We start from the raw sequence: 22,549 nt of genomic DNA, 5'->3' as shown, positions 1-22,549 counted from the left end.
ACACACCCGCTTGGCACCAGAAAGACAACGGACGCGCCCGGGCTGGCGAGGCCGCGCCGGGGCGGGCCGGCGACGCCGTCGGCGCGGGCGCCGTGGGGACCGCCGACGTCGGCGCGGTCGCGCGGCCGGCGGCCGTCTGGGGCTGGTCGGGCGTGCGGGGCGCCGGCGCGGCCGGGCGGGACTCGAGCCGGGCGAGGCGGGCCTGGAGGGCCTTGACGGAGGGCTCGAGGTCGGGCGTCGCGGCCTTCACGAGGGCGAGCTCGAGCTGGGTGCGGGCGTCGGCGCCGTCCTTCATGGCGCGCATCGAGGCGGCGATCAACTCGATCAGGCGGACGACCTCGGCCTGGCCGACGCGCTCGGCCTGCTCAGCCAGGCGTGCATCCTGCTCGGCGGTGACGCGCAGCTCGGGCGGGACCTCGCCGAGCACCTGGACGACCATCAGGGCGCGGGCGTGGGCTTCGAGGTCACCGAAGAAGCGGCCGAGGTCGCGGCCGGACTCGGCCAGGCGGGCGGCGGCCTGCAGGGCCGAGCGGGCGTCGCCGGCGTGGACGGCGTCCACGGCGCCGAAGATCAGGTCCGAGTCGGCGGCGCCGAGCACGGCCAGCACGTCCTCGAGCGCGATCGACGAGCCCGAGTAGGCGAACAGCTGCTCCAGCGTCCCCAGCGCGTCGCGGAAGGACCCCGTGGCCGACCGGGCGACGAGGGCGATCGCCTCGTCGGGGATCGTGATCGACTCCGCGTCGGCGGCCCGGCGCAGCACGTGCGCGAGCTGGGGTACCGAAGGCCGGCCGAAGTCGAAGCGGTGGCAGCGGTCCACGACCGTCGGCAGGACCTTGTTGGCCTCGGTGGTCGCCAGCACGAAGATCGTGTGCGGCGGCGGCTCCTCGAGCGTCTTGAGGAACGCGTTCCACGCCTGAGGCGTGAGCATGTGCGCCTCATCGAGGATGTAGACCTTGTAGCCGCCGCCGACCGGGGCGAAGGCGACGCGCTCGCGCAGGTCGCGGACGTCGTCGACCGAGTTGTTGGAGGCGGCGTCCATCTCCACGACGTCCAGGGACGTCGCGCTCTGGATCGAGACGCACGACTCGCACTTCCCGCACGGCGAGACGGTGGGCCCGCCGTTCTGGCAGTTCAGCGAAGCCGCCAGGATCTTGGCCATGGACGTCTTGCCCGTGCCGCGGGAACCCACGAACAGGTACGCGTGGTGCACGCGACCCTGCTCGATCGCGTTGCTCAGGGTGCGGACGACGTGCTCCTGCCCGACCACGTCTGCGAACGTGCGGGGGCGATGACGGCGGTACAGCGAAGCGGCCAAGGGACGTTTGAGTCTAGTGGCGCGAGAGGCGGCGTCGGCGTGCGCGCCGCGATCGGAATCCCGCTCGGAGCGGTGCTCGCGTACGCCCTCATCGGCACGGGCTTCCTGAACTACGACACGGCCTACAGCCTGCTGTGGGGCGGCGACGTCCTCGACGGCCGCCGGCCCGACTTCGACCTGCCGCTCGCGCCCACCCCGCACCCGCTGGCGACGCTGCTGGGCATGCTCCTGACGCCGTTCGGCGACGTCGGCCAGACGATCTGGGTGCTCGTCGCCTTCCTGAGCCTCGGCGCGCTCGCCTGGACCACGTACGAGCTCGGCGCGCACTGGTTCGGCCCGGCGGCGGGGATCGTCGCCGCGCTGCTGATCATCACCCGCGTCCCCGTGCTGAGCTTCGGCGTGCGGGCCTACTTCGACATCCCGTACGTCGCGCTCGTCCTCGGCGCGATCCTCGCCGAGGCGCGCGGCAAGGACCCGCGCACGGTCCTGCTGCTCCTCGGGCTCGCCGGCCTGCTCAGACCCGAGGCGTGGGGCTTCGCGATCGTCTACGCCGCCTACCAGCGCGACCTGAAGCTGATCCCGTACGCCGCGGCCGCGCCGGTGATCTGGATGGCGCACGACTGGGCGATCGCCGGCAACCCGCTGCACAGCCTCCTCGACACCCAGGACAACGCGCAGGACCTGCAGCGGATCACGGGCCTCGACGACGTCCCGCTCACCGTACCGCGAAGGCTCGGCGAGATCCTGCGCGAGCCGGGCCTGCTCGGCGCGGCCGCGGGCGGTCTGCTCGTGCTCGCGTTCATGCGCCGCAGGGCCGCGCTGCCGATCGCCGCCGGGTTCGTGTCCATCGGCGCCTTCTGCGTGCTCGCCGGGGCCGGCCTGCCGATCCTCGGCCGCTACCTGCTGCTGCCCGCCGCGCTGCTGGCCGTCTTCGCCGGCGCGGGCGTGTTCGGCTGGCGCGCGCTGCCGGCCGATCACCCGTGGCGCACCCGCTGGGCGGTGATCGGCGCCGTCGTGATCGCCGTCGCGCTCGGCTTCACGCCCAGCCAGATCAACCGGATCCAGAGCCTGCGCAGCGCGATGCACACGCAGAACGACATCCTCGCCGACCTGCACGCGATCAGCGACGAACTCGGGTGCGAGCCGGTCACGGTGCCCAACCACCGGCCGGTGCCGCACATCGCGCTGTGGACGGGCATCCCGCCGGGAGAGATCGTTTCCGCGCAGCTCGAGCAGCCCACGACGGGCAGCTACATCGACCCCGCCAGCGAGCGCGTGGAGCGCAACTTCACGCTCGACCCGCGCGACCCGAAGCGCCTCACCGCCGCCGTGCCGCGGAACTTCGACGAGACGGCGCGCAACGCCAGCTGGGTGCTGTACGCCGCGTGCTGAAAAAGTGGACCGTGCACCCTCTGTCGAAGTCGGCCTCCGGGGACGCACACCTCACTGGCTCCGGTCGAGCGACCCCGCTACGCCCACCGGTGACCGCTTAAGGCTGCTTCCTTCCGGACCTGACCTGGTTCACGGGCCGACGTCGTGCGGGACCCGACCATCGACGCCGTGGCAGCGCACGTTGGCCCGGAGCCGTGCCCCTCGAGAGGGAATTCGGCCCCGCTAGAGCGGATTGCGAGTACAGGGCACCGCTAATTCCCCGCCTAGCACGGTCCGCTGCTTACGTTAGCGCCTCGCGCAGCTTGCGGAGCGCCCGATAGACGCGGCCTTCGATCGTCGTGAGCGGCTCACCGAGGATCGACGCCATCTCGGGGACGGTCAGCGCGGCGCCGAAGCGGAGCGAGATCGCCTCCCGCTCCTCGGCCGACAGGACCGCGAGCCCGCGCAGCAGCTCATCCCGTACCTCCACGTCGGCGAACGGATCGCGCGCGACACCCTCGTCGACCTTCTCGTAGGCGCGCGACTCCGCCGCCGCGCGCCGCAGGTGGTCGCGCAGGACGTTGAGCGCGATCGCGTACAGCCACGTCTTCGCCGACCCCTTGCGCGGGTTGAAGCGCCCCCGCAGCGCCCGCTCGAAGGCGTCCGCGAGCAGATCCTCCGCGAGCGCCCGGTCCCCCGTCCGATAGGCCAGGAACGAGAACAGCGAGGCCGCTTGATCCGCATACAGCTGCTCGAATTGGGCGTCGTCCAAAAATTTCTCAGTCGGGAATCGGGTGCGTGCTTCGTATCAGTCTGTGATGACCGAGTTCGACGACGTCATTCGGCGCCTCGAGGACGAACGGCCGCAGGCCACCGCGAGAGAGCTGGACGAGATCAAGCAGCGAGTTCGCCGCCGCGCGGCGGATCCCTCACGGAAGGGGAACCAGTCCATGAAGTCACGTTTTGCCATCCTCGCGATGCTGGTCACCGGCATGCTGTTCAGCACCGCCGGCGCCGGCCTGGCGGTCAGCGGGCTGCAGTCGGGTGGGGACGCATCCGTCGCCCAGTACGCCACGCCCACGCCGCAGGGCGAGGTGCTCCCGGCCGAGGAGGAGAGCCGTCCCGCCGAGGAGCAGCAGCCCACCGAGGAGGGCGGCGTCCTGCCCGCCGAGGAGCAGTCCACCCCGGCCCCGGCGGACGAGACCGGTGACGGTGGCGTCGCCGCCGCCACCACGGACCTGCAGCCCGAGCGTCAGGTCGCGGGCCAGAACACGAGCCAGCTGCCCGTGACCGGCTTCGCCGCGATCCCGGTGCTGCTCGGCGGCCTCGCGCTGCTCACCGGCGGCCTCGTGCTGCGCCGCCGCACGCGCGACCAGTAGAAGCTCCGACGTGGGCGAGCTCCGGCTCGCCCACGCTCACCCGCCCGGGAGCTGAGCCCGCGCCGCCGCGCGGAAGCGCTTGCCCGGGTCATCCGAGTCCAGCGCCTTGCGCAGGTCCTGGGCCAGCGGCTCGAACGGGTTCAGCCGCGCCGCGTCGGCCGCGGCCGGGCGCGGGTCCTGGCCCGCGATGGCCTGGGCCACGGCCAGGCCGTACGCGTAGCGCCAGTTGTCGGGGTCGCGGTCGCGCGCGGCCTGCATCTGCTGGACGGCGAGCTCGTACGCGCCCCCGCGCAGGTTGCAGTAGCCGAGCAGCTCGTACGGCTCCGGCGCGATCGGCAGCCGGTCGCGCGCGGTCAGGGCGGCGTCGACGGTGGCGCGACAGTCGCCGCGCGCGAACGCGGCGGACGCCGACTGCAGCGCGCGATCGGCGCCGGCGACCAGCCACGGGGTCACGGCCAGCAGCAGGCAGGCGAGCCCCGCCAGCACCCGTGCGGTGCGCCCCGGGTTGCCGGCGCGGGCGGCGCCCAGGGGCGCCGCGACGACCACCCCAGCGGCCGCGAAGAACCACACGAACACGGACGGCATCTCCCAGTCCCAGTCCACGCAGGCGTGCACCAGAAGCGCGACGCCCGCCGCGGCGACCACGGCGTGGGCGTCGTGATCCGGCGAACGCCGGACCAGGCCGCGTGCGAGCGCCACCGCGAGCGGCGTGAGCAGCACCGCCATCAGCAGGACGAGGCCGACGACGCCCAGCTCCGCGAGCATCTCGAGCGCGAGCGAGTGCGCGTCGCGGACGACGAAGAAGGACGGCCGCCGTTGCTCCCAGCCGAGCTCGAACGTCCCCGCCCCCGTCCCGAGCAGGCGTTGCTGCGCCCACACGTCGAGCGCCACCTCCCAGTGGCGCAGCCGCCCGTTGTTGCCGACCTGCGTGAGCCGGTCACGCGCGTCGCCGGTGTCCGGGACGACGGTGCCGGAGCGGAAGGACTCCACGGCCCGCTCCGCGTGCCCCGGCACGTCCACCCACAGCACCCCGGCCAACACGACCAGCCCGAGCGCGAGCAGCGCACCCGCTCGCTCAGCCGGACGCCGCGGCCCTTTGCCGTGCAGCAGGCCGTGCAGCTTCGGCTCCAGCGCCTGCGCCGCCAGCGCCAGCACCGCGGCCACGACTATCGACGCCGCGAGCACGAGCGCGACGCGATGCCCCTGGCTCGGCCCCGCACCCTCGGCGTAGTTCCCGGTCCCGAGCGCCTCGGCGCCGTACGCCACCCACAGCACGAGCGCCGTCGGCGGGGCGACCGCGACCAGCGTCAGCCACAGCCGCAGCGACCGCACGCACACGATGTAGAGGACGAGGCCGACCGCGCAGGCGGCGATCGCCCCGCGCGAGAAGGACAGGTACAGCGCCAGCGCGCCGATCGGCACGACCGCTGCGCTGAGCACCCGCAGGACCCGCGGCTGCTGCGCGTCGGCCGCGCCGGCGAGTGCCAGCATGGCGGCGATCGCGCTCGCGATCCCCATCGCGTTCCAGTACGTGAGCGGGAAGGCGAGCCGGCCGGCGACGAACCGTCCCGAGGTGGGGAACACGTCCGGCGCCAGCCGGCTCGCCAAGCCCGCCACGCACACGACGACGAACGCGAGCAGCAGCCAGCGCAGCAGCACGATCAGCGACGTGCGACCCCGCGGCGTCATCGCGAACAGCACGAAGACCTCGAGATACAGCAGCGCGCGGTCGAACTCCACCGTGGCTCGAACGGGCGCGTCCGACCAGGCCGCGGACACGAGCGTGAGACAGGCGAGCCCCGCTGCGCCAAGTCCCGTCACCGCCGCGAGACGGCTCCAGCCGGCGAACGGATCAGGGGACAGTGTCACGCGTAAGACCAGCGCGACCGCTCCCGCGATCGCCGCGACGGCGGTCGTCGCGGGGAAGAACCCGCCTGCCCGAAAGGCCAAGAACAAGGTGAGAGCGGCCGCGAAGGGCGCGGGAGCATGCTGAAGCAGGCGTCGCACCCGCTCGGCGCGACTTGCCCTTTCGTGCACCGAGTGGGGTGTCATGGGATCGGTCGAAAGCACCAAAAGTTTGTCGCACGGACGGATGTACTGGTTGAGTACGGCCGCGCCGACACCGAGAATCATCCCTGGACCCCGCAGAATTTGACGTCAGGCGCGTGGAGGCGCTCGCGATGGCAAGGACCGTTCGTCAATACCACGAAAGAACGAGTGTCTACGCTCTGATTTTGGGTAGTGCGGCGGCCGGGACGGCGGGGCGGCGCAACGCAAATCACGGCGGAACAAGGACGTAGGGCGGGCGCGTGAGCGATCAGACGGCTACAAGGGAAATGCTTTCGGGGACGCTGGAGCTGCACGCTCCTGGCCGCCGACGCACCAGCACCGCGGCGCGCCGCGGCAACCGTGCGCGCGTGCTCGCTCTGCTGAGCGTGGACGCGATCGCCTTTGTGCTCGCCGCCGTCGGCGCCCACGAGTGGAGCGCACAGCCGCTCGACCTGGGCACCGTCGCGCTCGTGATCCTCGCCACGATGGCCGCCTACGCCGCGGTCGGTTGTTACCGCCCACGCGCCACGCTGCCCGCCGGCGCCGAGCGCCGCAAGCTGATCACGATCCCGGCGCTCGTCGCGATCTCCGCCGCGTGCTTCGAGCTCGGGGCGGGCCACGTCGGCGCCGGCGACTCCGCCGCGCGCCTGTGGCTGCTGATGGCGACGCTGGTCGGTACGGGTCGGCTCGGAGTCGCGGGCGTCGAGGCGGTCACCCGCCGCGCGACGACGCGGACCGCGCACGCGACGCTGATCGTCGGCGCCGGCCAGGTCGGTCAGACCGTGGCCCAGCGCCTGCTCAACGAGCCGCAGTTCGGCTTCCAGCCGATCGGTTTCCTCGACAAGGAGCCGCTCGACGGTGACAGCGGGCTCACGCTGCCGGTGCTGGGCGCCTCGTGGGATCTCGAGGAGGTCGTCGCCGAGCACGACGTGGAGCACGTCATCGTCGCCTTCTCCACCGCGCCCCCGTCGGTCGTGCTGGACGTCGTCCGGCGCTGCTGGGCGCTGGGCATCGGGGTCAACGTGGTGCCGCGGCTGTTCGAGGTCGAGGGCCGGCGCACCCGCGTCGAGCACCTGGGCGCGCTGCCGATCGTCTCGCTGGACCCGTCCGACCCGCACTCGTGGCAGTTCACCGTCAAGTACGCGCTCGACCGCGTGATCGCGTCGCTCGTGCTGCTCGTCCTGACGCCGGTGGTGGCCGCGATCGCGATCGCCGTCAAGCTCAGCTCTCCCGGGCCGGTGCTGTTCCGTCAGCGCCGCGTCGGGCTGGACGGGCGCGCCTTCGACATGCTCAAGTTCCGGACCATGGCGGGCGAGCCCGGCCCGGCGGGCGAGAGCAACGCGGCGTGGGCGATGGCCGCGATCGGGATGTCCGCTGAGCCGGCGGCCGATGGGGACCGACGCACCCGCGTGGGCGCGTGGCTGCGCCGCACCTCGCTGGACGAACTGCCGCAGCTGTGGAACGTCGCCCGCGGCGACATGTCACTGGTCGGGCCGCGCCCGGAGATCACGCACTACGTCGAGCAGTTCGAAGACGCCATTTATCGCTACCCTGAGCGCCACCGGGTCAAATCGGGGCTGACCGGGTGGGCGCAGGTGAACGGGCTCCGCGGGGACACCTCTTTGCAAGACCGGGTCGAGTGGGACAATTTCTACATCGAGAATTGGAGTCCCCTCCTCGATCTGAAGATCGTCGCCAAGACGATTCCGGCCTTGCTCTTCGCCCGTGGCGACCGCTGACAGCCTGAGCGCCGCTCCCGGCCGCCGCGCGGCGGCTGATGACATCGTGGGCGTCGTCTGGCGGCGGCGCTGGATCGCGCTGAGCACGTTCGTCGCCGTGCTGGCCTCCGTGGCGGCGCTGACGGCCTCGCTGACGCCGGCCTACGAGGCGACGGGCTACATGCTCGTCACGCCGGACCGTCCGGTGTCCTCGGACTTCGAGCAGACGCAGATCTCGTCGGCGTTGCTGACCACGTTCGAGCAGCTGCTGCAGACGCAGAACCTCGCGGACGAGGTCAAACGGCGCGTGGGGAACCGGCCCGGCATGCCGCCCGAGCCGGCCAACGCGCTGACGGTCGAGGCCGTGACCGATTCGCAGCTGCTGCGCGTCACCACCGAGGCGGAGACGCCCGAGGCAGCGCAGTTGCTCGCCAACACCTACACGCAGGTCTTCCAGGAGCGCACGCGCCAGCTCGCGTCGGCCGGCGCCTCGACCGGCAAGGCGAGCGTCGCCGAACCCGCGACGCTGCCGACGAACCCCGTCCGGCCGCGACCGCGGCTGTACCTCGCCGCCGGCGCGCTGCTGGCCGCGCTCGCCGCGCTCGGCGCCGCGCTGGCCGCGCACCGGCTGGACCGCCGCCTCGAGATCACCGACTCGATGACCGAGGTGCTCGGGCTGCCGATCATCGGGCGCATCCCGCAGGGCTCGGGCGCGGACGTCGAGCGTCTGCTGCAGGGCGAGCGCCTGCAGAGCCGCGACGCGCGGGCGGCGGCCGAGGGCTTCCGGCTGGTGCTCGCCAACCTCACCTTCGCGAACGTCGGCCGGCGGCCGCGCTCCGTGGCCATCGTGTCCTCGGACGAGCAGGAGGGCAAGTCCACCGTCGCGCTCAGCGTCGGCCGAGCCGCGGGCGAGCTGGACCTGCCGACGCTGCTGGTCGAGGCGGACCTGCGCCGGCCGAGCCTGGCCAACAAGAGCGGCGCGGGCGCGAGCTCGCCACGCGGCTTCTCGAGCCTGCTCGTCCACGGGGCGACGATGGGCGAGGCGGTGTGGGCCGTCCCGGACTCCAGCATGGACCTGCTGCCCGCCGGGCCGCTGCCGCCGAACCCGGCAGCGCTGCTCGGGTCGGAGGCGCTGAGGGACTTCGACCGCGCCGCGCGCGAGCGCTACGAACTCGTCCTGTACGACACGCCGCCGCTGTCGGTGGCCGCCGACGCGTCCCTGATCGCCTCGGTGGCCGAGGGCGTGGTGCTCGTCGTGGACGCGCGCCGTACCCAGCGCCGGCTCGCCGAGCAGGCCGTGGATCAGCTGCGCCGCTCCCACACCACGATCTTCGGCGTCGTCGTCAACCGCGTCGATCCGGGCCCGTTCACCTCCGGCTACTACGCCGAGGGCCCACCGGACGAGCAGGACGGCGGCCGCCTCGGTCGGGCCGTTGAAAGTTCGCGCTGAGAACATTCTGGACGCTCATCGCAAGTTTGGACTTGTGTCCAGCGGGCACCCTGCCGATAACAGGTAGCGTCAGCCAACTTCCCGCCTGCGAAAGGGCAAATCCGTCGTGAGGCGGAGGCGCAAAGCCACGGGACTCCCCTGGAGTCAGCCGGGCTGCCGAACAGGACCATCGCGTAGGCGGACGCACAACGGGAGTCCGTCTTGCCACGTTCGCGAGTCCGCGCATATCTTGCTGCGATCTTCGCCGCCGCCATGGCCTGGTGCCTGATACCGGGCACGGCCGCGGCGGCCACCAAGCTGGCCGGCATGCAGACCCATCTGCTGTGGGGCGACGTCGACACCGCCGAGATGAAGCGTCAGCTCGATCTCGTCAAGTCGTCGGGCGCGACGATCACCCGCGTCGACGTCGGCTGGTCCTCGCTGCAGGAGACCGGCCCGGGCTCGTTCAGCGGCTACCACCTCGGCCGCCTGGACGCGCTCGTGGATGCGGCCGAGGCGCGCGGGATCAAGCTGCTGCTGACCTTCACGTGGACGCCGTGCTGGGCTTCCAGCGCGCCCGAGTCGATCAAGCAGAACTGCGCGGGCGAGTGGTGGTCGCGTGGTGTGGACCGGTACGCGCCGAAGGACCCCGCCGCGTACGCCAGCGCCCTGGCCAAGGTCGCCGCCCGCTACAAGGGCCGCGTCAAGGCGTGGGAGATCTGGAACGAGCCCAACCACGACGCCTACTTCAAGGCACCCGATCAGGCCGCCGCGTACGCCGCGATGGTCAAGGCGGCGTACCCCGCCGTCAAGGCGGCCGACCCGAGCACGACCGTCCTCGTCGGTTCGCTGTCCGGGTCCGACCACGCATTCACCGGACGCCTCTACACGCTCGGCGTCAAGGGCTTCTTCGACGCCTTCTCGATCCACCCGTACAGCGAGGACTACTCGCCGCTGGACCCGGTCGCCGGCCAGGACCCCCGCTACTCGTTCATCCGCGGCGTGCCCGCCGTGCGCGACGTGATGCTCGCCAACGGCGACGACAAGCCGCTGTGGCTGACCGAGGCCGGCTACAGCACGTCCACGGTCCGTTCCCGCGACCGCTGGAACAACGGCGTCACCGAGGAGACGCAGGCGCTCTACCTCAAGCAGCAGGTGCAGCAGATCGCCAAGTGGTCGTTCGTGGACGCGACGATCTGGTTCAACCTCCAGGACACCGGCCGCGACGCCAACGACCTGCACTCCAACTATGGCCTGAGGCGGTGGGACGGGTCGGCCAAGCCCGCTTGGGCGGCGTTTCAAGAAGGCACTGCGTTCCTCACGAATGGCCCAGAGCAGCCGGCTCAAGGCCCGCAACAGCCGCAAGTCCCGTCGGGCCCGCTGACCCCCGTCCCGCCCGCCCCGCAGCCTCCGGCCCCGGTGACCCCGGCGCCCGTGGCCCCCGTCGCGCCTGTGGCGCCGGTGGCGCCGATCGCGCCCGTCACCCCGGCGCCCCCCGCGCCGGCGGCACCGCCCGCGGCCCCGGCCGCGCCGCCGGTGACCAAGCGCCCGCCGGCCAAGACGCGCAAGCGGCCCAGCACGAGCAAGGTCTCCGCCAAGGTCTCACGCAAGGCGAAGGCCAAGGCCCGCGCCAAGGCCGCCGCCAAGCGCAAGGCGGCGGCCCGACGCGCCGCTCGCTGACGCCGCGCCGCCTACCATCGTCGGCGTGACCGTCGGCTCGCGCGTCCTGCTGTTGGGTGGCATCGCCGCCGCGTGCATGGTGGCGGCCGCCCAGGTCATGGTGATGGCGCAACTCGGCGCGCCGGCCGGGTTCGTCGTGCCGATCGCGATCGTGGTCGCGATCGCCGTCGTCCGCCGGCCCGTGCTCGGCCTGCAGCTCGCGCTGCTGGCCGTGCCGCTCGAGTTCTTCTCGTTCAAGGCCGGCGGCCTCGCCGGGTTCAGCGTCACGGAGCTGTTGCTGCTGCTCAGCGCCGCCTCCACGCTGCTCGAGTGGTCGATCCTCGGCCGCGTGCCTCCGGTGCCACCCGCGCTGCGCGCGCTGGCGGCCATCTGCCTCGTGATCGCCCTCGGGTTCACGGTCGCGCGCGACACCGCGCTCGTGACCAAGGTCCTGGTCATGTGGTCGGCATTCGCGGTCATCGGCACGCAGGTGGCCAACTTGCCGCTCAGCGAGGTGCGACGCACGCTGGTGTGCATGGCACTGGCCGGCGGGCTCGTCTCGTTGCTCGCCATCGCCACCAGCGGGACGCAGACGCTCGTCGCGGGAGGCGCCGCCGTCACGGGCCGCGCGCAGGGTAGCTTCTCCCAGCCGAACACGCTGGGCTTCTTCCTGCTGATGACGCTGCCGATCGCCATGGTGCTGGCCACGCGCGGCTCGGTGTGGTTGCGCGCCGTGATGGCCGTCGCGGCCGCGTTGAGCGTGGTGGCGCTGATGCTCTCGCTGTCGCGGACGAGCCTGCTGGGCGCCGCGCTCAGCTTCCTGGTGCTGCTGCTGTCGCCGCCGTTCCGCCGCCTGGCGTTCGTGGCGCTGGCGGTGCTGCTCGTGTTCGCGTTCGCGAACGCTCGGGCGCTGTCGCAATCGCACCAGGTGGAGGTGGTCACCTCGCGGCTGGGCACCCTCGGGCAGGGCACCAGCGTCGTCCGGGACGATCCGCGGTTCAAGATCTACAGCGCGGTCCCCGAGATCTTCGGCGAGCACCCCTGGCTCGGGGTCGGCGCAGCCAACTTCCGGCTGATCTCGCTGGCAGCGGGCCTGAACGAGGGCGGCGAGCCGTACGAGCACGCCCACAACGTCGTGTTGACGTTCGCCGTGGAACTCGGGACGGCCGGCGTGATCGCGCTGCTCTGGCTGCTCGCCGCCGTCGGCCGCCTGGTCGTGCACGCGGTCCGCTCCCGCGGCGATCCGGTCACGGGCGCCCTCGGACTCGCGCTCACCGCATCGATGGTGGGCAACGTGATGACGAGCCTCGGCGACTACCCGCCGCGCAACAACGTGGTCGCGGCGACGTTCATCGCGCAGGTCGGGATGCTCGTCGCGCTCGCGCGCGCTCAAGCCGCCGCGCGCTCGGCGTAGACCGCCTCGAGCTCGTCCACCATGCGCGTGAGCGAGAACCGCTCGGACCAGCGCTCGCGGGCGCGCGCGCCCATCGCGCGCAGTCCCTCAGGGTCCTGAGCCAGCGCGCCGATCGCTGCCGCCAGCGCCGGCGTGTCCTCGGGCGGGACGAGCCGGCCCGTGACCCCGTCCTCGATCGCTTCGGCCATCCCTCCGACATCGCTCGCGATCGTCGGCAGCCCGCACGCCATCGCCTCGAGGATGGCGAGCGGCAGCGACTCCCAGCGCGAGGGCAGCACGAGCATGTCGAAGCCGTGCAGGAAGCGCTCCACGGGCGGGTTGAAGGGCAGATGCAGGACCCGCTCGCCCAGGCCGTGGGCCGCGATCGCCTCGCGCACCTCGCCCTCGAACTGCCCGGAGCCGACGATCACCACCGTGCCGGGAAAGCGCTCGAGCGCCGCCGCCTCGATCAGCCGCACCGGCTCCTTCGGCGGGTCCAACCGCGTCAGGAAGCCGATGATCGGGCGTGGCAGGGCCGTGATGCGCGGGTCCGGCTCGACGCGTTCGCAGGCCGGCACGCCGTTCTGGACGACGCGCAGCTTCCGGTGCGCGCCGAGGAGGCTCCGCCGGCTCTTCGCCGCCTCCCAGCGCGAGCAGGCCACCACCGCGCCGGTGCGCGGCAGCAGCGCCTGTTCGGCCGCCCAGTAGACGGCGCGCGCGGCGCCGAACCCGGCCAGGAACGCGAAGCAGTGCGGCGTGTACACGATCCGCTCGGGGCGCGGCAGCGCCGCGCGGACCAGCGCGCCGGCCTTGGACGAATGGGCGTGGATGACGTCGTAGCGCCGTTCGGAGTCCAACTCGCGCAGGCGCGCGGCGGCCCGCGCGTCCCCGGCGCCGATCAGCCCCGTCATCGGCAGCGCGTGCACCCGCGCCCCCGCCGCCTCCAGCCGCGCGCGCTGCGGCGAGCCGGGCCCGGCCGCCTCGGAGGCGGCGACCTCGACCTCCCAGCCGCGCGCGCTGAGCTCGCCGCTCACGTTGGTCACGAGCTGCGGAACGCCTCCGTCGCGCGGCTGCATCACGTGCAGGATGCGCTTCACCGGGCGGCCTCGAGGTAGCGCTCCTGCATCCGCGCGCTCATCCGCTCGAGCGTGAAGTACTCGGCCACGCGGCGCCGGCCGGCGGCCGCGAAGCGCTGGCGCAGAGCCGGGTCGAGCAGCACGTCGGCGAGCCCGTCGGCCAGCGCTTCGGCGGTCGGCGCCACGAGCCGCCCGGCGTCGCCCAGGACCTCCGGGAGCGCCCCCGCCGCCACGGCCACCACGGGCGTACCGATCGCCATCGCCTCGATCGCCACCAGGCCGAAGCCCTCCCCCGGAGATCCGCCCGGGACGTGCGGCCCGCTCGGGACCGCGACCACGTCCGCGCCGGCGACCAGCCGGGCGGGATCGTCCTGCCAAGGAAGGAAGCTGATCGCGCCCTGCACGCCGAGCGCCGCTGCCTGCACGGGCAGCTCGTCCGCGACCTCCGGCTCCGCGATGTCGCGCTCCCCCGCGATCACGACGTGCGCGCGGGGAACGCGCTCGCGCAGCCGCGGTAGGGCCGCGACGAGCAGCCGCGCGCCCTTCACGCGGCTCAAGCGGCCGAGGAAGAGCACGACCGGCGCCGACGCGTCGAGGCCGAGCCGTTCGCGCAGCTCCGCCCGGGCCGCGTCCCGGTCCACGCTCACGGGCCGGGTGCCGTTGGGCACCACGTGCACGCGCGCGGACAAGGTGCCGGGTACGGCCGCCGTCACCGCCGCGCTCACGCCGACCACCTGCCGGCACAGCGCGGCGACCACGCTCGTGAGCCAGCGGCCGCCGGAGAAGTCGTGCTTGACCCAGATGACGGGCACGCCCGAGCCGATCGTCGCGAGCCCCGCGACCAGGGCCGCCTTCACGCCGTTGGCGTGGATGACGCGGGGCCGGACGCGCCGCAGCTCACGGCGTAGGCGCACCGCGCCCGCGAGCAGGTCGAGCCGCCGGCCCACCGGCACGACGGTCACCGGGTGCCCGGCCAAGTGCAGCCGATCCACCAGCCATCCGGCCTGCAGCACGATGACCTCCGCGATCCACGGCGGCCCGAGCTCGTCGAGCAACAGCTCGAGGTAGCGCTCCGATCCGCCCGGTTGTGCGTGCGAGGAGACGAACGCCACGCGCACGGGTGCGAGGGCGCTCAGAGGGTTCTCCGCCGTGCGACGTCCCAGAGCCCGTCGAGCAGTCCGCGCGCCCCCTGCCAGTCGGTGTTGACCGCGCGGTGGACGACGTGGATCGCCATCATCAGCCACCAATGCGCGTGCGCCCCACGCCGGTCCGAGAAGGACTTCTCGAGCGTGTAGTGGCGCCGGATGACGAGCCTGCGGTTGAACTCTCGCGCGCGCGAGGTGCGCAGGCCGGTGGCGCGGTGGACGAGACGGGCTTCCGGCGTGTAGATCAGGCGGCCACGTTGCGCGAGCCGGTACGCGAAGTCCTCGTCGTCGAGGAACGCGTAGCCGTTGGGCGCCTCGAGCCGCTCGTCGAAGCGCGTGGCGCGGGCATCGTCCATGCGCGCCGCCATGAAGCAGCCCGACATCGTCTCGACCGTGTGCCACTCGTCGACCGACCACACCCGGTTCGGATAGCCGCTGCGCGTCATCGTGCCCTGGGCGCCGGCACCGGGCAGCCAGCAGCGCAGCCGTGAGTGCTTGAAGGAGAACCGCCGCGAAGACGGCTCGACGAGCTTTCCCGTGGTACCGACCACGCCCGGGTCCTCGAAGGGCTTGAGCAGCTGCTCGAGCGCGTCGGGCTCGAGCAGCACGTCGTCGTCCAGGTACACGACGATCTCACCCTGGGCCTCGTCGAGCCCGCGGTTGCGCTGGCGACAGAGCCCGGGCGCGGAACGCAGATAGCGGAGCCCGAGCGCGGGATGCGCCGCCGCGGCGGCGCCGACCACGTCCCGGGTGGCCTCCCCATCGGACGCGTCCACCACGAGCACCTCGGCCGATTGCGGCGCACAGCCCGCAAGGCTGGCAAGGGTGTCGGCGAGGAGCGCCGGCCGATCCTTGGTCACGATCACGATCGACTGGCGCACGCGCGGACTAACACTAGCGGCGCTCCACCGGCGGCTAGCCTTGCCTGCGTGATGGAGCCCGTGACCGCCGTGATCCTGTCCCACAACCGCAAAGAGCGGCTCGTGGGGGTGCTCGAGGAGTTGCTCCGCCTCGACGTCTTCGACGAGATCATCGTCGCCGACTCCTCCTCCGACGGCAGCGCCGAAGCGGTCCAGGCGTTCGGCGAGCCGGTCCGGCTGGTGCCGGTCCCCAACCTGGGCGCCGCCGGCCGCAACCTGGGCGCGGAGGCCGCCCGCAACGAGCTGATCGTGATGCTCGACGACGACTCGCACCCGTGCCCCGGCGCGGTCGAGCGCCTGGTGGCCGCGTTCGAGGCCAACGATCGTCTCGGCGTCGCGACGGGCCTGGTCCGGGACGTCGACCCGGACTCCGGCGAGATCCTGGTGTCGACGGAGCTCGGCTCGTTCGACTGGTGGTTCCGTCGCGGCCGTCCGGGCGCGCCGGCCGAGGGGATGGACTGCTACTTCTTCGCCGAGGGCTGCTGCATGGTGCGGCGCACGCCGTTCCTGGAGGTCGGAGGCTTCTTCGCGCCGTACTTCTTCACGCTCTCGGAGATCGACGTCACCGTGCGGCTCGCCGGCGCCGGCTGGGAGACCCGGTACTTCCCGGACGCGCCCTTCGACCATCTGCGCCCGCTGTCGCGCAAGCCGGCCTCGGCGCGCACGCTGCAGCTGCGCACCCGCAACAACCAGTGGCACCTGTGGCTGCGGTATCCCGTGGCCATGGCCGTGCCGCGGATGGCGTTCCACGCCGTCTTCGATCTGGTCGACGCAACCTACCTCGGCCATCACAAGGCGTGGCTGCAGGGCATCCGCGAGGCCTGGACCCAGCGCGGGGACGTGGCCGAATACCGCCGCCCGATCCCGGCCGCCGTGCTGCGTCCCGTCGAAGGGCCGCGGACACGCCAGCACGTCGACCTGCTCATCGGGCAGCTGCGCAAGAAGCTGCGCAAGCGGCTGCCCTAGGAGCGGCGCAGCGTCGCCCACACGCGGCGGGCGTCCTCCGGGTAGCGCCAGCGCTCGACGGCGACCAGCACCGCGACGTACACCACCGGCGCGACGATCAGCGCCGCGACCGTGGGCCCGATCAGCAGCACCACGAGCGCGATCGCCGCACAGCCCGCGAGCGGCCCGCTCAGGATCCGGCCGGCGGGCAGGCGCCCGACCACGCGCACCACGTAGACCAGGAACGCCGCGGCCAGCAGCAGCTCCGACAGCGAGGTGACCAGGGCCGCGCCTCGGAACGACAGCGACGGGATCAGGATCAGGTTCGCGACGACGTTGAACGCCAGCACGCCCGCGACCACCACCGGCAGGATCCGTTGCCGCCCCTGGGCGATCAGGACCAACGAGGCGAAGTAGCCCACGCCGTACAGCGCCGCGGCGCCGCCCAGCAACCGCACCGCCGGGATCGCGGGGGCGTAGTCGCTGCCGTACACGAGGTCCACCAGCGGCTCGGCGAGCAGCGCGTACGCCGTCCCGAGCGGCGCCATCAGGCACAGGATGAGCTTCAGGCCCGTCGTCACGTACTCGCCGACCGGCGGGCTGCTGGTCCGCGACGCGCGTGACAGCGACGGCAGCAGCGCGCCGGTCAACGCGTAGGCCACGAACAGCGGGCTCTCGAGCAGGCGATACGCCGCGCCGTAGAAGCCGACGGCGGCGTTGTCCTTGATGACCGACAGCAGCACGGTGTCGATCCGGAACAGCGCCGTGTTGAGCAGGATGGTCAGGCCGATCGTGAACGTCATCTTCACCAGCGCGAACGAGCGCGCCGCTGAAGGCGACCGCTCGGGGCGGACGCCGACCGCCGCCAGGCGCGCGGCGACGAGCGCGGCCGCGGCCAGCGCGCACGCGAGGTAGATCGCCGCGACCACCACGATCCCGGCGCCCGCCAGCAGCGCGACGATGCCGAAGATGCCGATCGCGGCCCGCTCGATCATCGCCGCCGCCGCGGGCCAGCGCAGATCGTCGAGCCCCTGGAAGGTCGCGTTGAACGTGTTCATGAACAGCTCGGCGAGCGTGCCGAGCGCCAGCAGCGCGACCGCCGCCTGGACGGACGCCGAGTACCCCCCGATCCGCGTGAACAGCACCGCCGCGACGCAGCCCGCGACGCCGACGACGGCCTTGACCAGCAGGCCGTCCGTGATCAGCCGCGGCGCGGCCTGCGGGTCGCGCGCGACCGTCTTCCCGGTCCACTCGTCGATGCCGAAGCTGGCGAAGATCGTCGTCACCTGGGCGAGCGCGAGCGCGAACGTGTAGGCACCGAAGCCCTGTTCGCCGAGCACGCGCGCCATCGCCACGTAGAATCCGAGCGACGCCAACTTGCCCAGGACCTGGGCGGCCGAGACGACCAGCGCGTTGCGAGCGATCGTGCGAGCGCCGGTCACGTACCGCACCACCGTGGACGCAGCCGTGACCGACACCCACCCCCGGAACTAGCGCGATGCGCCGCGCAGTGGTGCTCGCGGGCGGCGAAGGCGTACGCCTGCGCCCCTACACGGCCGTGATCCCGAAGCCGCTGATGCCGGTCAAGGACCGGCCGGTGCTGGACATCGTCCTGCGACAGCTCCGGCGCGCGGGCGTCGAGCACGTCACGATCGCGACGGGCTACCTCGCCGAGCTGATCGAGGCCTTCTGCGGTGACGGCAGCAGCTACGGCCTGCGGATCAGCTACTTCCGCGAGCGCGTGCCGCTCGGCACGGTCGGCGCGCTGCGGCTGATCGAAGACCTCGACGACTCGTTCCTGGTGATGAACGGCGACATCCTCACCGACATGTCCTACGAAGCGCTGATGGCCGACCATCGCGAGTCGGACGCGGCGGCGACGATCGCCACCACCAGCCGCACGATCGAGGTCTCGCTCGGCGTCATGCACTTCCAGGACGTCGGCGACGACCGCCGCGTGACGGACTACACCGAGAAGCCCACGCTCTACTACGAGGCCTCGATGGGCATCTACGCCTTCCATCCGCGCGTGCTCGAGCACATCGAGCCGGAGGTCCGGCTGGACTTCCCGGACCTGATCCTGCGGCTGATCGACGCAGGTGAGGAGGTCCGGGCGCACCGGCCGGACGCGTATTGGCTCGACCTCGGCCGCCACGACGACTACGAGCGGGCGATGCAGGAGTTCGATCGCGTGCGACACCGGCTGCTGGGCGAGGAGACGGGTCAGGCCGCGGAGCGCTGACCGCGGACGAAGTCCATCCGCCGCGCATCGGCGCTCGCCGTGAAGCCCAGCGCGCTCAGGTCGCGCACGCAGTCCTCGATCGTGTAGTCGTGGTGCACCTGCAGGGCGATCTCGTCGACGCGATCGATCCAGTGCGGCGCCGACGGCGTGAGCAGCTGCGCCTCGACGCCCTCGACGTCCATCTTGAGGAAGTCGATGCGCTCACCGGCGGGCACGAAGCCCAGGATCGTGTCCATCGAGAACGCCGGCGCGTGCCCTTCGCCGCCTTCGTCGATGTAGAAGCCGAACTCGAGTCCGCGCTCGTTCACGTAGCTCACCTGGCCGTCCTCGGTCCACGCCGCGCCGTGATGCAGCTCGACGCGGTCCGCCCACTCGGCCGTGTTGCGCCGGGCGAGCTCGACGTTGCCCGCGTCGAGCTCGACAGCGACGATCCGCGCCTCCGGGTGGCGCAGCGCGTTGTCGGCGACCGTGATCCCGATGTTGGCGCCGACGTCGACGATCGTCCGCACGCGCGCCCGCGACGGGCGGTGCACGTTGTCGCGGAAGGTCTCGCGCAGCATCTGCGCGTCGCTGGTCCCGGGCCGCAGCTCCACCGCCCGGCCACCCAAGGGCTTGAGGCGCACCCGCTCCGTCGCGGCGTGCGTCTTCCCGCGCCCGTCCGCGCGCCGGAAGGCCCGGTAGCTCGGCAGGTCCGAGGCCAGCAGCGTGGCGAACCGCCAGCGCTGCCACTCGAGGTAGCCGCGGCGCACCGCTGCGTCCACGTGCCGCAGCCGGGGCGCGCCGACGACCCGATAGGCGTGGCGCAGGACGTCGGTCGGTCCGCCGGTGCGGCGTTCGTACTCGCTCATGCCGCCGCACTCACCGCCGCGCAGACGGCGTCCAGGTCCGCCTCGGACGTGCGGGCGGACAGCGGGAGCGCCAGGTGGTGGTCCGCGGCCGTCTCGGCGGCCGGCAGCGTGCCGTAGGCCGCGAACGGCGCGTACTCCGAGAGCGCGTGCAGGACGGGGTAGCGCGTGGTCTGGATCCCGCGTCCGGCGAGTCGGTCGCGTGCGCGCACGCGCGCGTCGCGGTCCGCGAACAGCACCGCGAACGCGAAGTGCGAGCCGGCCGCGACCGCGGCTTCGTCCCACACGAGGGTCACGCCGGGCACCCCGGACAGCCGCTCCCGGTACCCGCGGACCGCGGCGCGTCGGTGCTCGATCTCGTCCCGCAGCCGGCCCAGGCGCGCGAGGCCGAACGCCGCTCGCAGCTCGTCCATGCGGTAGTTGAAGCCGAAGTCGACGACGTCATAGGACTCCTGGCGGCCGGTGTGCCGGTCCCATGTGCCGGACGTCATCGCGTGCGAGCGCAGCGACCGCACGGAGGCGGCCAGCCCGTCGTCGTGGGTGAGCACCATGCCGCCCTCGCCCACGGAGAGCTGCTTCTTGGAGAAGAACGAGAGGCAGCCGAGCGCGCCCGCGGCGCCGGCGAGCGCGTCGCCGTCGACGTGCGCGCCGATCGCCTGCGCGGCGTCCTCGATCAGTGCCAGCCCGTGCGCCTCGCACAGCGCCCGGAGCGCGGGGATGTCGGCCGGGTACCCCCACATGTGCACGGCGATCACGGCGCGCGTGCGCGGGGTGATGCGGCGTTCCACGTCGGCGGGATCGAGGTTCGGGCGGTCCGGCGAGACGACGTCGGCGAGCACCGGGGTCGCGCCGCAGTAGCGCACACAGCCGGCGCTGGCCAGGAAGGTGAACGCCGGGACGATCACCTCGTCGCCCGGGCCGAGCCCGAGCGCGCGGCACGCGAGGTGCAGCGCCGCCGTGCCGCTGGACACCGCGATCGCGTGCGGCACGCCGTGCCACTCGGCCATCGCGCGCTCGAACGCACCCGTGCGGGGGCCCATCGTCAGCCAGCCGGACTCCAGGCAGGCGCGCGCCGCGGCGAGGTCCTCCTCGGTGACGACGACGTCCGTCAGGGGGATGCTCCAGCTCACACGGTGTCCTCGAGCGCGGCCACCACGCGTTCCTGCGCGGCGGCGTCCATCGCCATGTGGAGCGGGATCGTGATCTCCGCGCGCGCCGCGTGCTCGGTATGCGGCAGCGACTCGGCGCGGTAGCGCTCGCGGTAGGCGGTGAACTCGTGCACCGCCGGATAGAAGATCGACGTCTGCACGCCGTGGCGCTCGCGCAGCTCCAGCCGGATCGCGTCGCGGCGCTCGACGTCGCGGACCAGCACCGGCATCACGTAGCAGCTGGAGCGCTCGACGTCCTCGTCGCTGTAGGGCACGACGAGGCCGTCGACGTCCGCCAGCGCGGCACGGTAGGCGCGCGTCAGCGCGCGCCGGCGCGCGGTCTCCTCGTCCAGGCGCTTGAAGCGCGACAGCAGCAGCGCGGCGCGCGGCTCGTCCAGACGGTAGTTGAAGCCCAGGCCCTCGGCGTCGTACGTGGTCGTCTCGCCCGTGTGGCGGCTCCACGTGCCGGAGGTCATGCCGTGGCTGCGACGCGAGCGGGCGAGCGCCGCGACGGCGTCGTCGTCCGTGGCCAGCAGGCCGCCCTCGCCGCAGGCCAGCACCTTGTTGGAGAAGAACGAGAACGCGCCGGCGAGGCCGAAGGAGCCGACCGCGCGCCCGCCGACGTGCGCGTGCGGCGCGTGCGCGACGTCCTCGATCAGCGCCAGGCCGCGGTCGTCGCACAGCGCGCGCAGGGCTTCGACCTGGGCGGGATAGCCCGCGAAGTGCACGACGCAGACCGCCTTCGTGCGCGGCGTGATCGCGCGCTCGACGGCCGCCGGGTCCAGCGCCAGCTCGTGCGGCCCGACGATGTCGGCGAAGACGGGGTCCGCGCCGCAGTACACGACCGCCGCGGCGGTCGCGGCGAAGGTCAGCGCGGGCACGATCACCTCGTCGCCCGGCCCGACGCCCGCGGCCAGGTAGGCCAGGTGCAACGCGGCGGTGCAGGACGAGACCGCGACCGCGTGCTTGACGCCCAGGTGCTCGGCGAAGGTCCGCTCGAACTCGGCGGTCAGCGGCCCCATCGTCAGCCAGCCCGAGCGCAGCACCGCGAGCACCGCCTCGATGTCGTCCTCGGACAGCCGCAGGTCGAACAGCGGGATCTCGGGGGTGCGTTCGGTAGCGTCCATCCCGTTCCCGATGTTGACAGAGCCCTGATCGACCTACACGCGCACCTGCTGCCAGGGCTCGACGACGGCCCGTCCGACGAGGCGGGCGCGCTGGCCCTGGCCGAGCACCTCGCGGCCTCCGGCGTGCGGACGATCGCGGCCACCCCGCATCTGCGCCACGACTACCCGGACGTGCGCGTCGAGGAGCTGCCCGGGCGCGTCGCCACGCTCCAGGAGACGGTGCGGACGCGCGGCGTGGCGCTGGAGATCGTCACCGGCGGCGAGGTCGACGCCGTGTGGGCGCAGCACCAGAGCGAAGAGGCGCTGCGGATCGCGTCCTACGGCGGGGGCGGCACGGACCTGCTCGTGGAGACGCCGTACGGCGAGTTGCCGCCGGTGCTCGAGGAGCTGCTGTTCCGGATCCGCACACGCGGCTTCCGCGTGCTGCTCGCGCACCCGGAGCGCAACCCGACCTTCCAGCGCGACCCCGAGCGCCTCGGACGGCTCGTCGACGGCGGTGTCCTGGTCCAGCTCACGGCGGCCTCCCTGGTGGCGGGCAAGCGCTCGCGCGCGTGCGCCCTCGGCCACGCGCTGATCGCGGAGGGCCGCGCGCACGTGATCGCGGGCGACGCGCACGCGGTCGGCGGGCGCGCCACGCTCGCCGACGCGCTGGCCGCCACGGACCACCCGCGAGCCCGCTGGATGGTCACCGAGGCGCCCGCCGCGATCCTCGCGGGCGAGCCGCTGCCGCCCGCGCCGAGCGCTTCCGCGCCCCGCCGGCGGCGCTGGCGCCTGGGAAGTCGCTGACG

19 protein-coding genes, 1 other RNA gene and 1 riboswitch are annotated in these 22,549 nt (G+C 73.0%); of the genes, 9 read left to right on the top strand and 11 right to left on the bottom strand.

Annotated features, from left to right (window positions below; translation table 11 throughout):
• Positions 1-1,315: DNA polymerase III subunit gamma/tau (dnaX, locus tag OJ962_RS27795; RefSeq protein WP_270006749.1), on the bottom strand; the 1,315-nt coding region annotated here is incomplete at its 3' end.
• Between the two features lie 39 nt (positions 1,316-1,354).
• Here dnaX and OJ962_RS27790 point away from each other — a divergent pair.
• A complete protein-coding gene (locus OJ962_RS27790) occupies positions 1,355-2,707 on the top strand; it encodes a hypothetical protein (RefSeq protein ID WP_202956367.1) in 1,353 nt (450 codons plus the stop codon).
• A 9-nt stretch (positions 2,708-2,716) separates the two neighbouring features.
• On the opposite strand, the gene ffs is transcribed toward OJ962_RS27790, so the two are convergent.
• Both ffs and OJ962_RS27780 read right to left on the bottom strand, forming a co-directional pair.
• Positions 2,717-2,979: signal recognition particle sRNA large type (gene ffs, locus OJ962_RS27785), an RNA gene on the bottom strand.
• An 8-nt stretch (positions 2,980-2,987) separates the two neighbouring features.
• The gene (locus OJ962_RS27780) at positions 2,988-3,458 is read right to left on the bottom strand and encodes an RNA polymerase sigma factor (protein ID WP_202956366.1); all 471 of its coding nucleotides are present in this window, start codon (positions 3,456-3,458) and stop codon (positions 2,988-2,990) included.
• A gap of 178 nt (positions 3,459-3,636) precedes the next feature.
• On the opposite strand from OJ962_RS27780, the gene OJ962_RS27775 reads away from it, so the two are divergent.
• On the top strand, positions 3,637-4,065 hold the full coding sequence (locus OJ962_RS27775) for an LPXTG cell wall anchor domain-containing protein (protein ID WP_270006748.1): 429 nt from the start codon (positions 3,637-3,639) through the stop codon (positions 4,063-4,065).
• A gap of 36 nt (positions 4,066-4,101) precedes the next feature.
• Here the strand turns inward: OJ962_RS27775 and OJ962_RS27770 are convergent, their stop codons facing one another.
• Complete coding sequence (locus tag OJ962_RS27770) at positions 4,102-6,015, bottom strand: O-antigen ligase family protein (RefSeq protein WP_202956364.1); 1,914 nt, start codon at positions 6,013-6,015, stop codon at positions 4,102-4,104.
• Between the two features lie 359 nt (positions 6,016-6,374).
• Between OJ962_RS27770 and OJ962_RS27765 the strand changes: the two genes are divergently transcribed.
• From OJ962_RS27765 to OJ962_RS27750, 4 genes are all read left to right on the top strand, one after another.
• Positions 6,375-7,853: an exopolysaccharide biosynthesis polyprenyl glycosylphosphotransferase gene (locus OJ962_RS27765; protein ID WP_270006747.1), complete on the top strand. Its 1,479-nt coding sequence runs from the start codon at positions 6,375-6,377 to the stop codon at positions 7,851-7,853.
• Positions 7,840-9,282: a polysaccharide biosynthesis tyrosine autokinase gene (locus tag OJ962_RS27760; RefSeq protein WP_202956362.1), complete on the top strand. Its 1,443-nt coding sequence runs from the start codon at positions 7,840-7,842 to the stop codon at positions 9,280-9,282. The genes OJ962_RS27765 and OJ962_RS27760 overlap by 14 nt, the downstream gene beginning before the upstream one ends.
• Before the next feature lie 84 nt (positions 9,283-9,366).
• A riboswitch (cyclic di-GMP riboswitch) is annotated at positions 9,367-9,443 on the top strand.
• Positions 9,444-9,534: 91 nt separating this feature from the next.
• Entirely contained in the window at positions 9,535-10,941 is a 1,407-nt protein-coding gene (locus OJ962_RS27755) for a cellulase family glycosylhydrolase (protein WP_202956361.1), read from the top strand.
• Between the two features lie 25 nt (positions 10,942-10,966).
• Positions 10,967-12,334, top strand: a complete 1,368-nt coding sequence (locus OJ962_RS27750; RefSeq protein WP_202956360.1) for an O-antigen ligase family protein — start codon at positions 10,967-10,969, stop codon at positions 12,332-12,334.
• On the opposite strand, the gene OJ962_RS27745 is transcribed toward OJ962_RS27750, so the two are convergent.
• The 3 genes from OJ962_RS27745 to OJ962_RS27735 are packed head-to-tail and all read right to left on the bottom strand — an operon-like array spanning position 12,310 to position 15,415.
• Positions 12,310-13,410 (bottom strand): glycosyltransferase, encoded by a 1,101-nt coding sequence (locus OJ962_RS27745; RefSeq protein ID WP_202956359.1) that lies wholly within the window; start codon positions 13,408-13,410, stop codon positions 12,310-12,312. The genes OJ962_RS27750 and OJ962_RS27745 overlap by 25 nt on opposite strands.
• A complete protein-coding gene (locus OJ962_RS27740) occupies positions 13,407-14,507 on the bottom strand; it encodes a glycosyltransferase family 4 protein (RefSeq protein WP_202956358.1) in 1,101 nt (366 codons plus the stop codon). The genes OJ962_RS27745 and OJ962_RS27740 overlap by 4 nt, the downstream gene beginning before the upstream one ends.
• A gap of 14 nt (positions 14,508-14,521) precedes the next feature.
• A complete protein-coding gene (locus OJ962_RS27735; RefSeq protein ID WP_202956357.1) occupies positions 14,522-15,415 on the bottom strand; it encodes a glycosyltransferase family 2 protein in 894 nt (297 codons plus the stop codon).
• A gap of 51 nt (positions 15,416-15,466) precedes the next feature.
• On the opposite strand from OJ962_RS27735, the gene OJ962_RS27730 reads away from it, so the two are divergent.
• Positions 15,467-16,420 carry a glycosyltransferase family 2 protein gene (locus OJ962_RS27730; RefSeq protein WP_202956356.1) on the top strand — a complete coding sequence of 318 codons (954 nt, stop codon included), beginning with the start codon at positions 15,467-15,469 and terminating at the stop codon, positions 16,418-16,420.
• On the opposite strand, the gene OJ962_RS27725 is transcribed toward OJ962_RS27730, so the two are convergent.
• Positions 16,417-17,877 carry a flippase gene (locus tag OJ962_RS27725; RefSeq protein WP_202956355.1) on the bottom strand — a complete coding sequence of 487 codons (1,461 nt, stop codon included), beginning with the start codon at positions 17,875-17,877 and terminating at the stop codon, positions 16,417-16,419. The two genes, OJ962_RS27730 and OJ962_RS27725, sit on opposite strands and share 4 nt — an antisense overlap.
• A 20-nt stretch (positions 17,878-17,897) precedes the next feature.
• Between OJ962_RS27725 and OJ962_RS27720 the strand changes: the two genes are divergently transcribed.
• Entirely contained in the window at positions 17,898-18,641 is a 744-nt protein-coding gene (locus OJ962_RS27720) for a sugar phosphate nucleotidyltransferase (protein ID WP_202956354.1), read from the top strand.
• Here OJ962_RS27720 and OJ962_RS27715 read toward each other — a convergent pair.
• Genes OJ962_RS27715 through OJ962_RS27705 form a run of 3 tightly spaced genes read right to left on the bottom strand, consistent with a single transcriptional unit; the run spans position 18,623 to position 21,761 of the window.
• The gene (locus OJ962_RS27715) at positions 18,623-19,489 is read right to left on the bottom strand and encodes an FkbM family methyltransferase (RefSeq protein WP_202956353.1); all 867 of its coding nucleotides are present in this window, start codon (positions 19,487-19,489) and stop codon (positions 18,623-18,625) included. The two genes, OJ962_RS27720 and OJ962_RS27715, sit on opposite strands and share 19 nt — an antisense overlap.
• The gene (locus OJ962_RS27710) at positions 19,486-20,616 is read right to left on the bottom strand and encodes a DegT/DnrJ/EryC1/StrS family aminotransferase (protein ID WP_202956352.1); all 1,131 of its coding nucleotides are present in this window, start codon (positions 20,614-20,616) and stop codon (positions 19,486-19,488) included. The genes OJ962_RS27715 and OJ962_RS27710 overlap by 4 nt, the downstream gene beginning before the upstream one ends.
• The gene (locus OJ962_RS27705) at positions 20,613-21,761 is read right to left on the bottom strand and encodes a DegT/DnrJ/EryC1/StrS family aminotransferase (protein ID WP_202956351.1); all 1,149 of its coding nucleotides are present in this window, start codon (positions 21,759-21,761) and stop codon (positions 20,613-20,615) included. The genes OJ962_RS27710 and OJ962_RS27705 overlap by 4 nt, the downstream gene beginning before the upstream one ends.
• A 24-nt stretch (positions 21,762-21,785) precedes the next feature.
• Here OJ962_RS27705 and OJ962_RS27700 point away from each other — a divergent pair, with 24 nt between their 5' ends.
• Complete coding sequence (locus OJ962_RS27700) at positions 21,786-22,547, top strand: tyrosine-protein phosphatase (protein WP_238932121.1); 762 nt, start codon at positions 21,786-21,788, stop codon at positions 22,545-22,547.
• The last annotated feature ends 2 nt before the right edge of the window (positions 22,548-22,549 follow it).

The organism is Solirubrobacter deserti (genome assembly GCF_027587175.1).
Lineage (GTDB): Bacteria > Actinomycetota > Thermoleophilia > Solirubrobacterales > Solirubrobacteraceae > Solirubrobacter > Solirubrobacter deserti.
Note: the sequence above shows the minus strand (reverse complement) of the source record. Positions and strands in the feature narration are given on the sequence as shown.

What these genes read in the sequence shown, in the direction of transcription:
- OJ962_RS27755 (WP_202956361.1), top strand. Translation starts at nt 9,535, where the DNA reads ATGGCCTGGTGCCTGATACCGGGCACGGCCGCGGCGGCCACCAAGCTG.
- OJ962_RS27705 (WP_202956351.1), bottom strand. Translation starts at nt 21,761, where the DNA reads ATGGACGCTACCGAACGCACCCCCGAGATCCCGCTGTTCGACCTGCGG.
- OJ962_RS27720 (WP_202956354.1), top strand. Translation starts at nt 17,898, where the DNA reads ATGCGCCGCGCAGTGGTGCTCGCGGGCGGCGAAGGCGTACGCCTGCGC.
- OJ962_RS27730 (WP_202956356.1), top strand. Translation starts at nt 15,467, where the DNA reads ATGGAGCCCGTGACCGCCGTGATCCTGTCCCACAACCGCAAAGAGCGG.
- OJ962_RS27715 (WP_202956353.1), bottom strand. Translation starts at nt 19,489, where the DNA reads ATGAGCGAGTACGAACGCCGCACCGGCGGACCGACCGACGTCCTGCGC.
- OJ962_RS27775 (WP_270006748.1), top strand. Translation starts at nt 3,637, where the DNA reads ATGAAGTCACGTTTTGCCATCCTCGCGATGCTGGTCACCGGCATGCTG.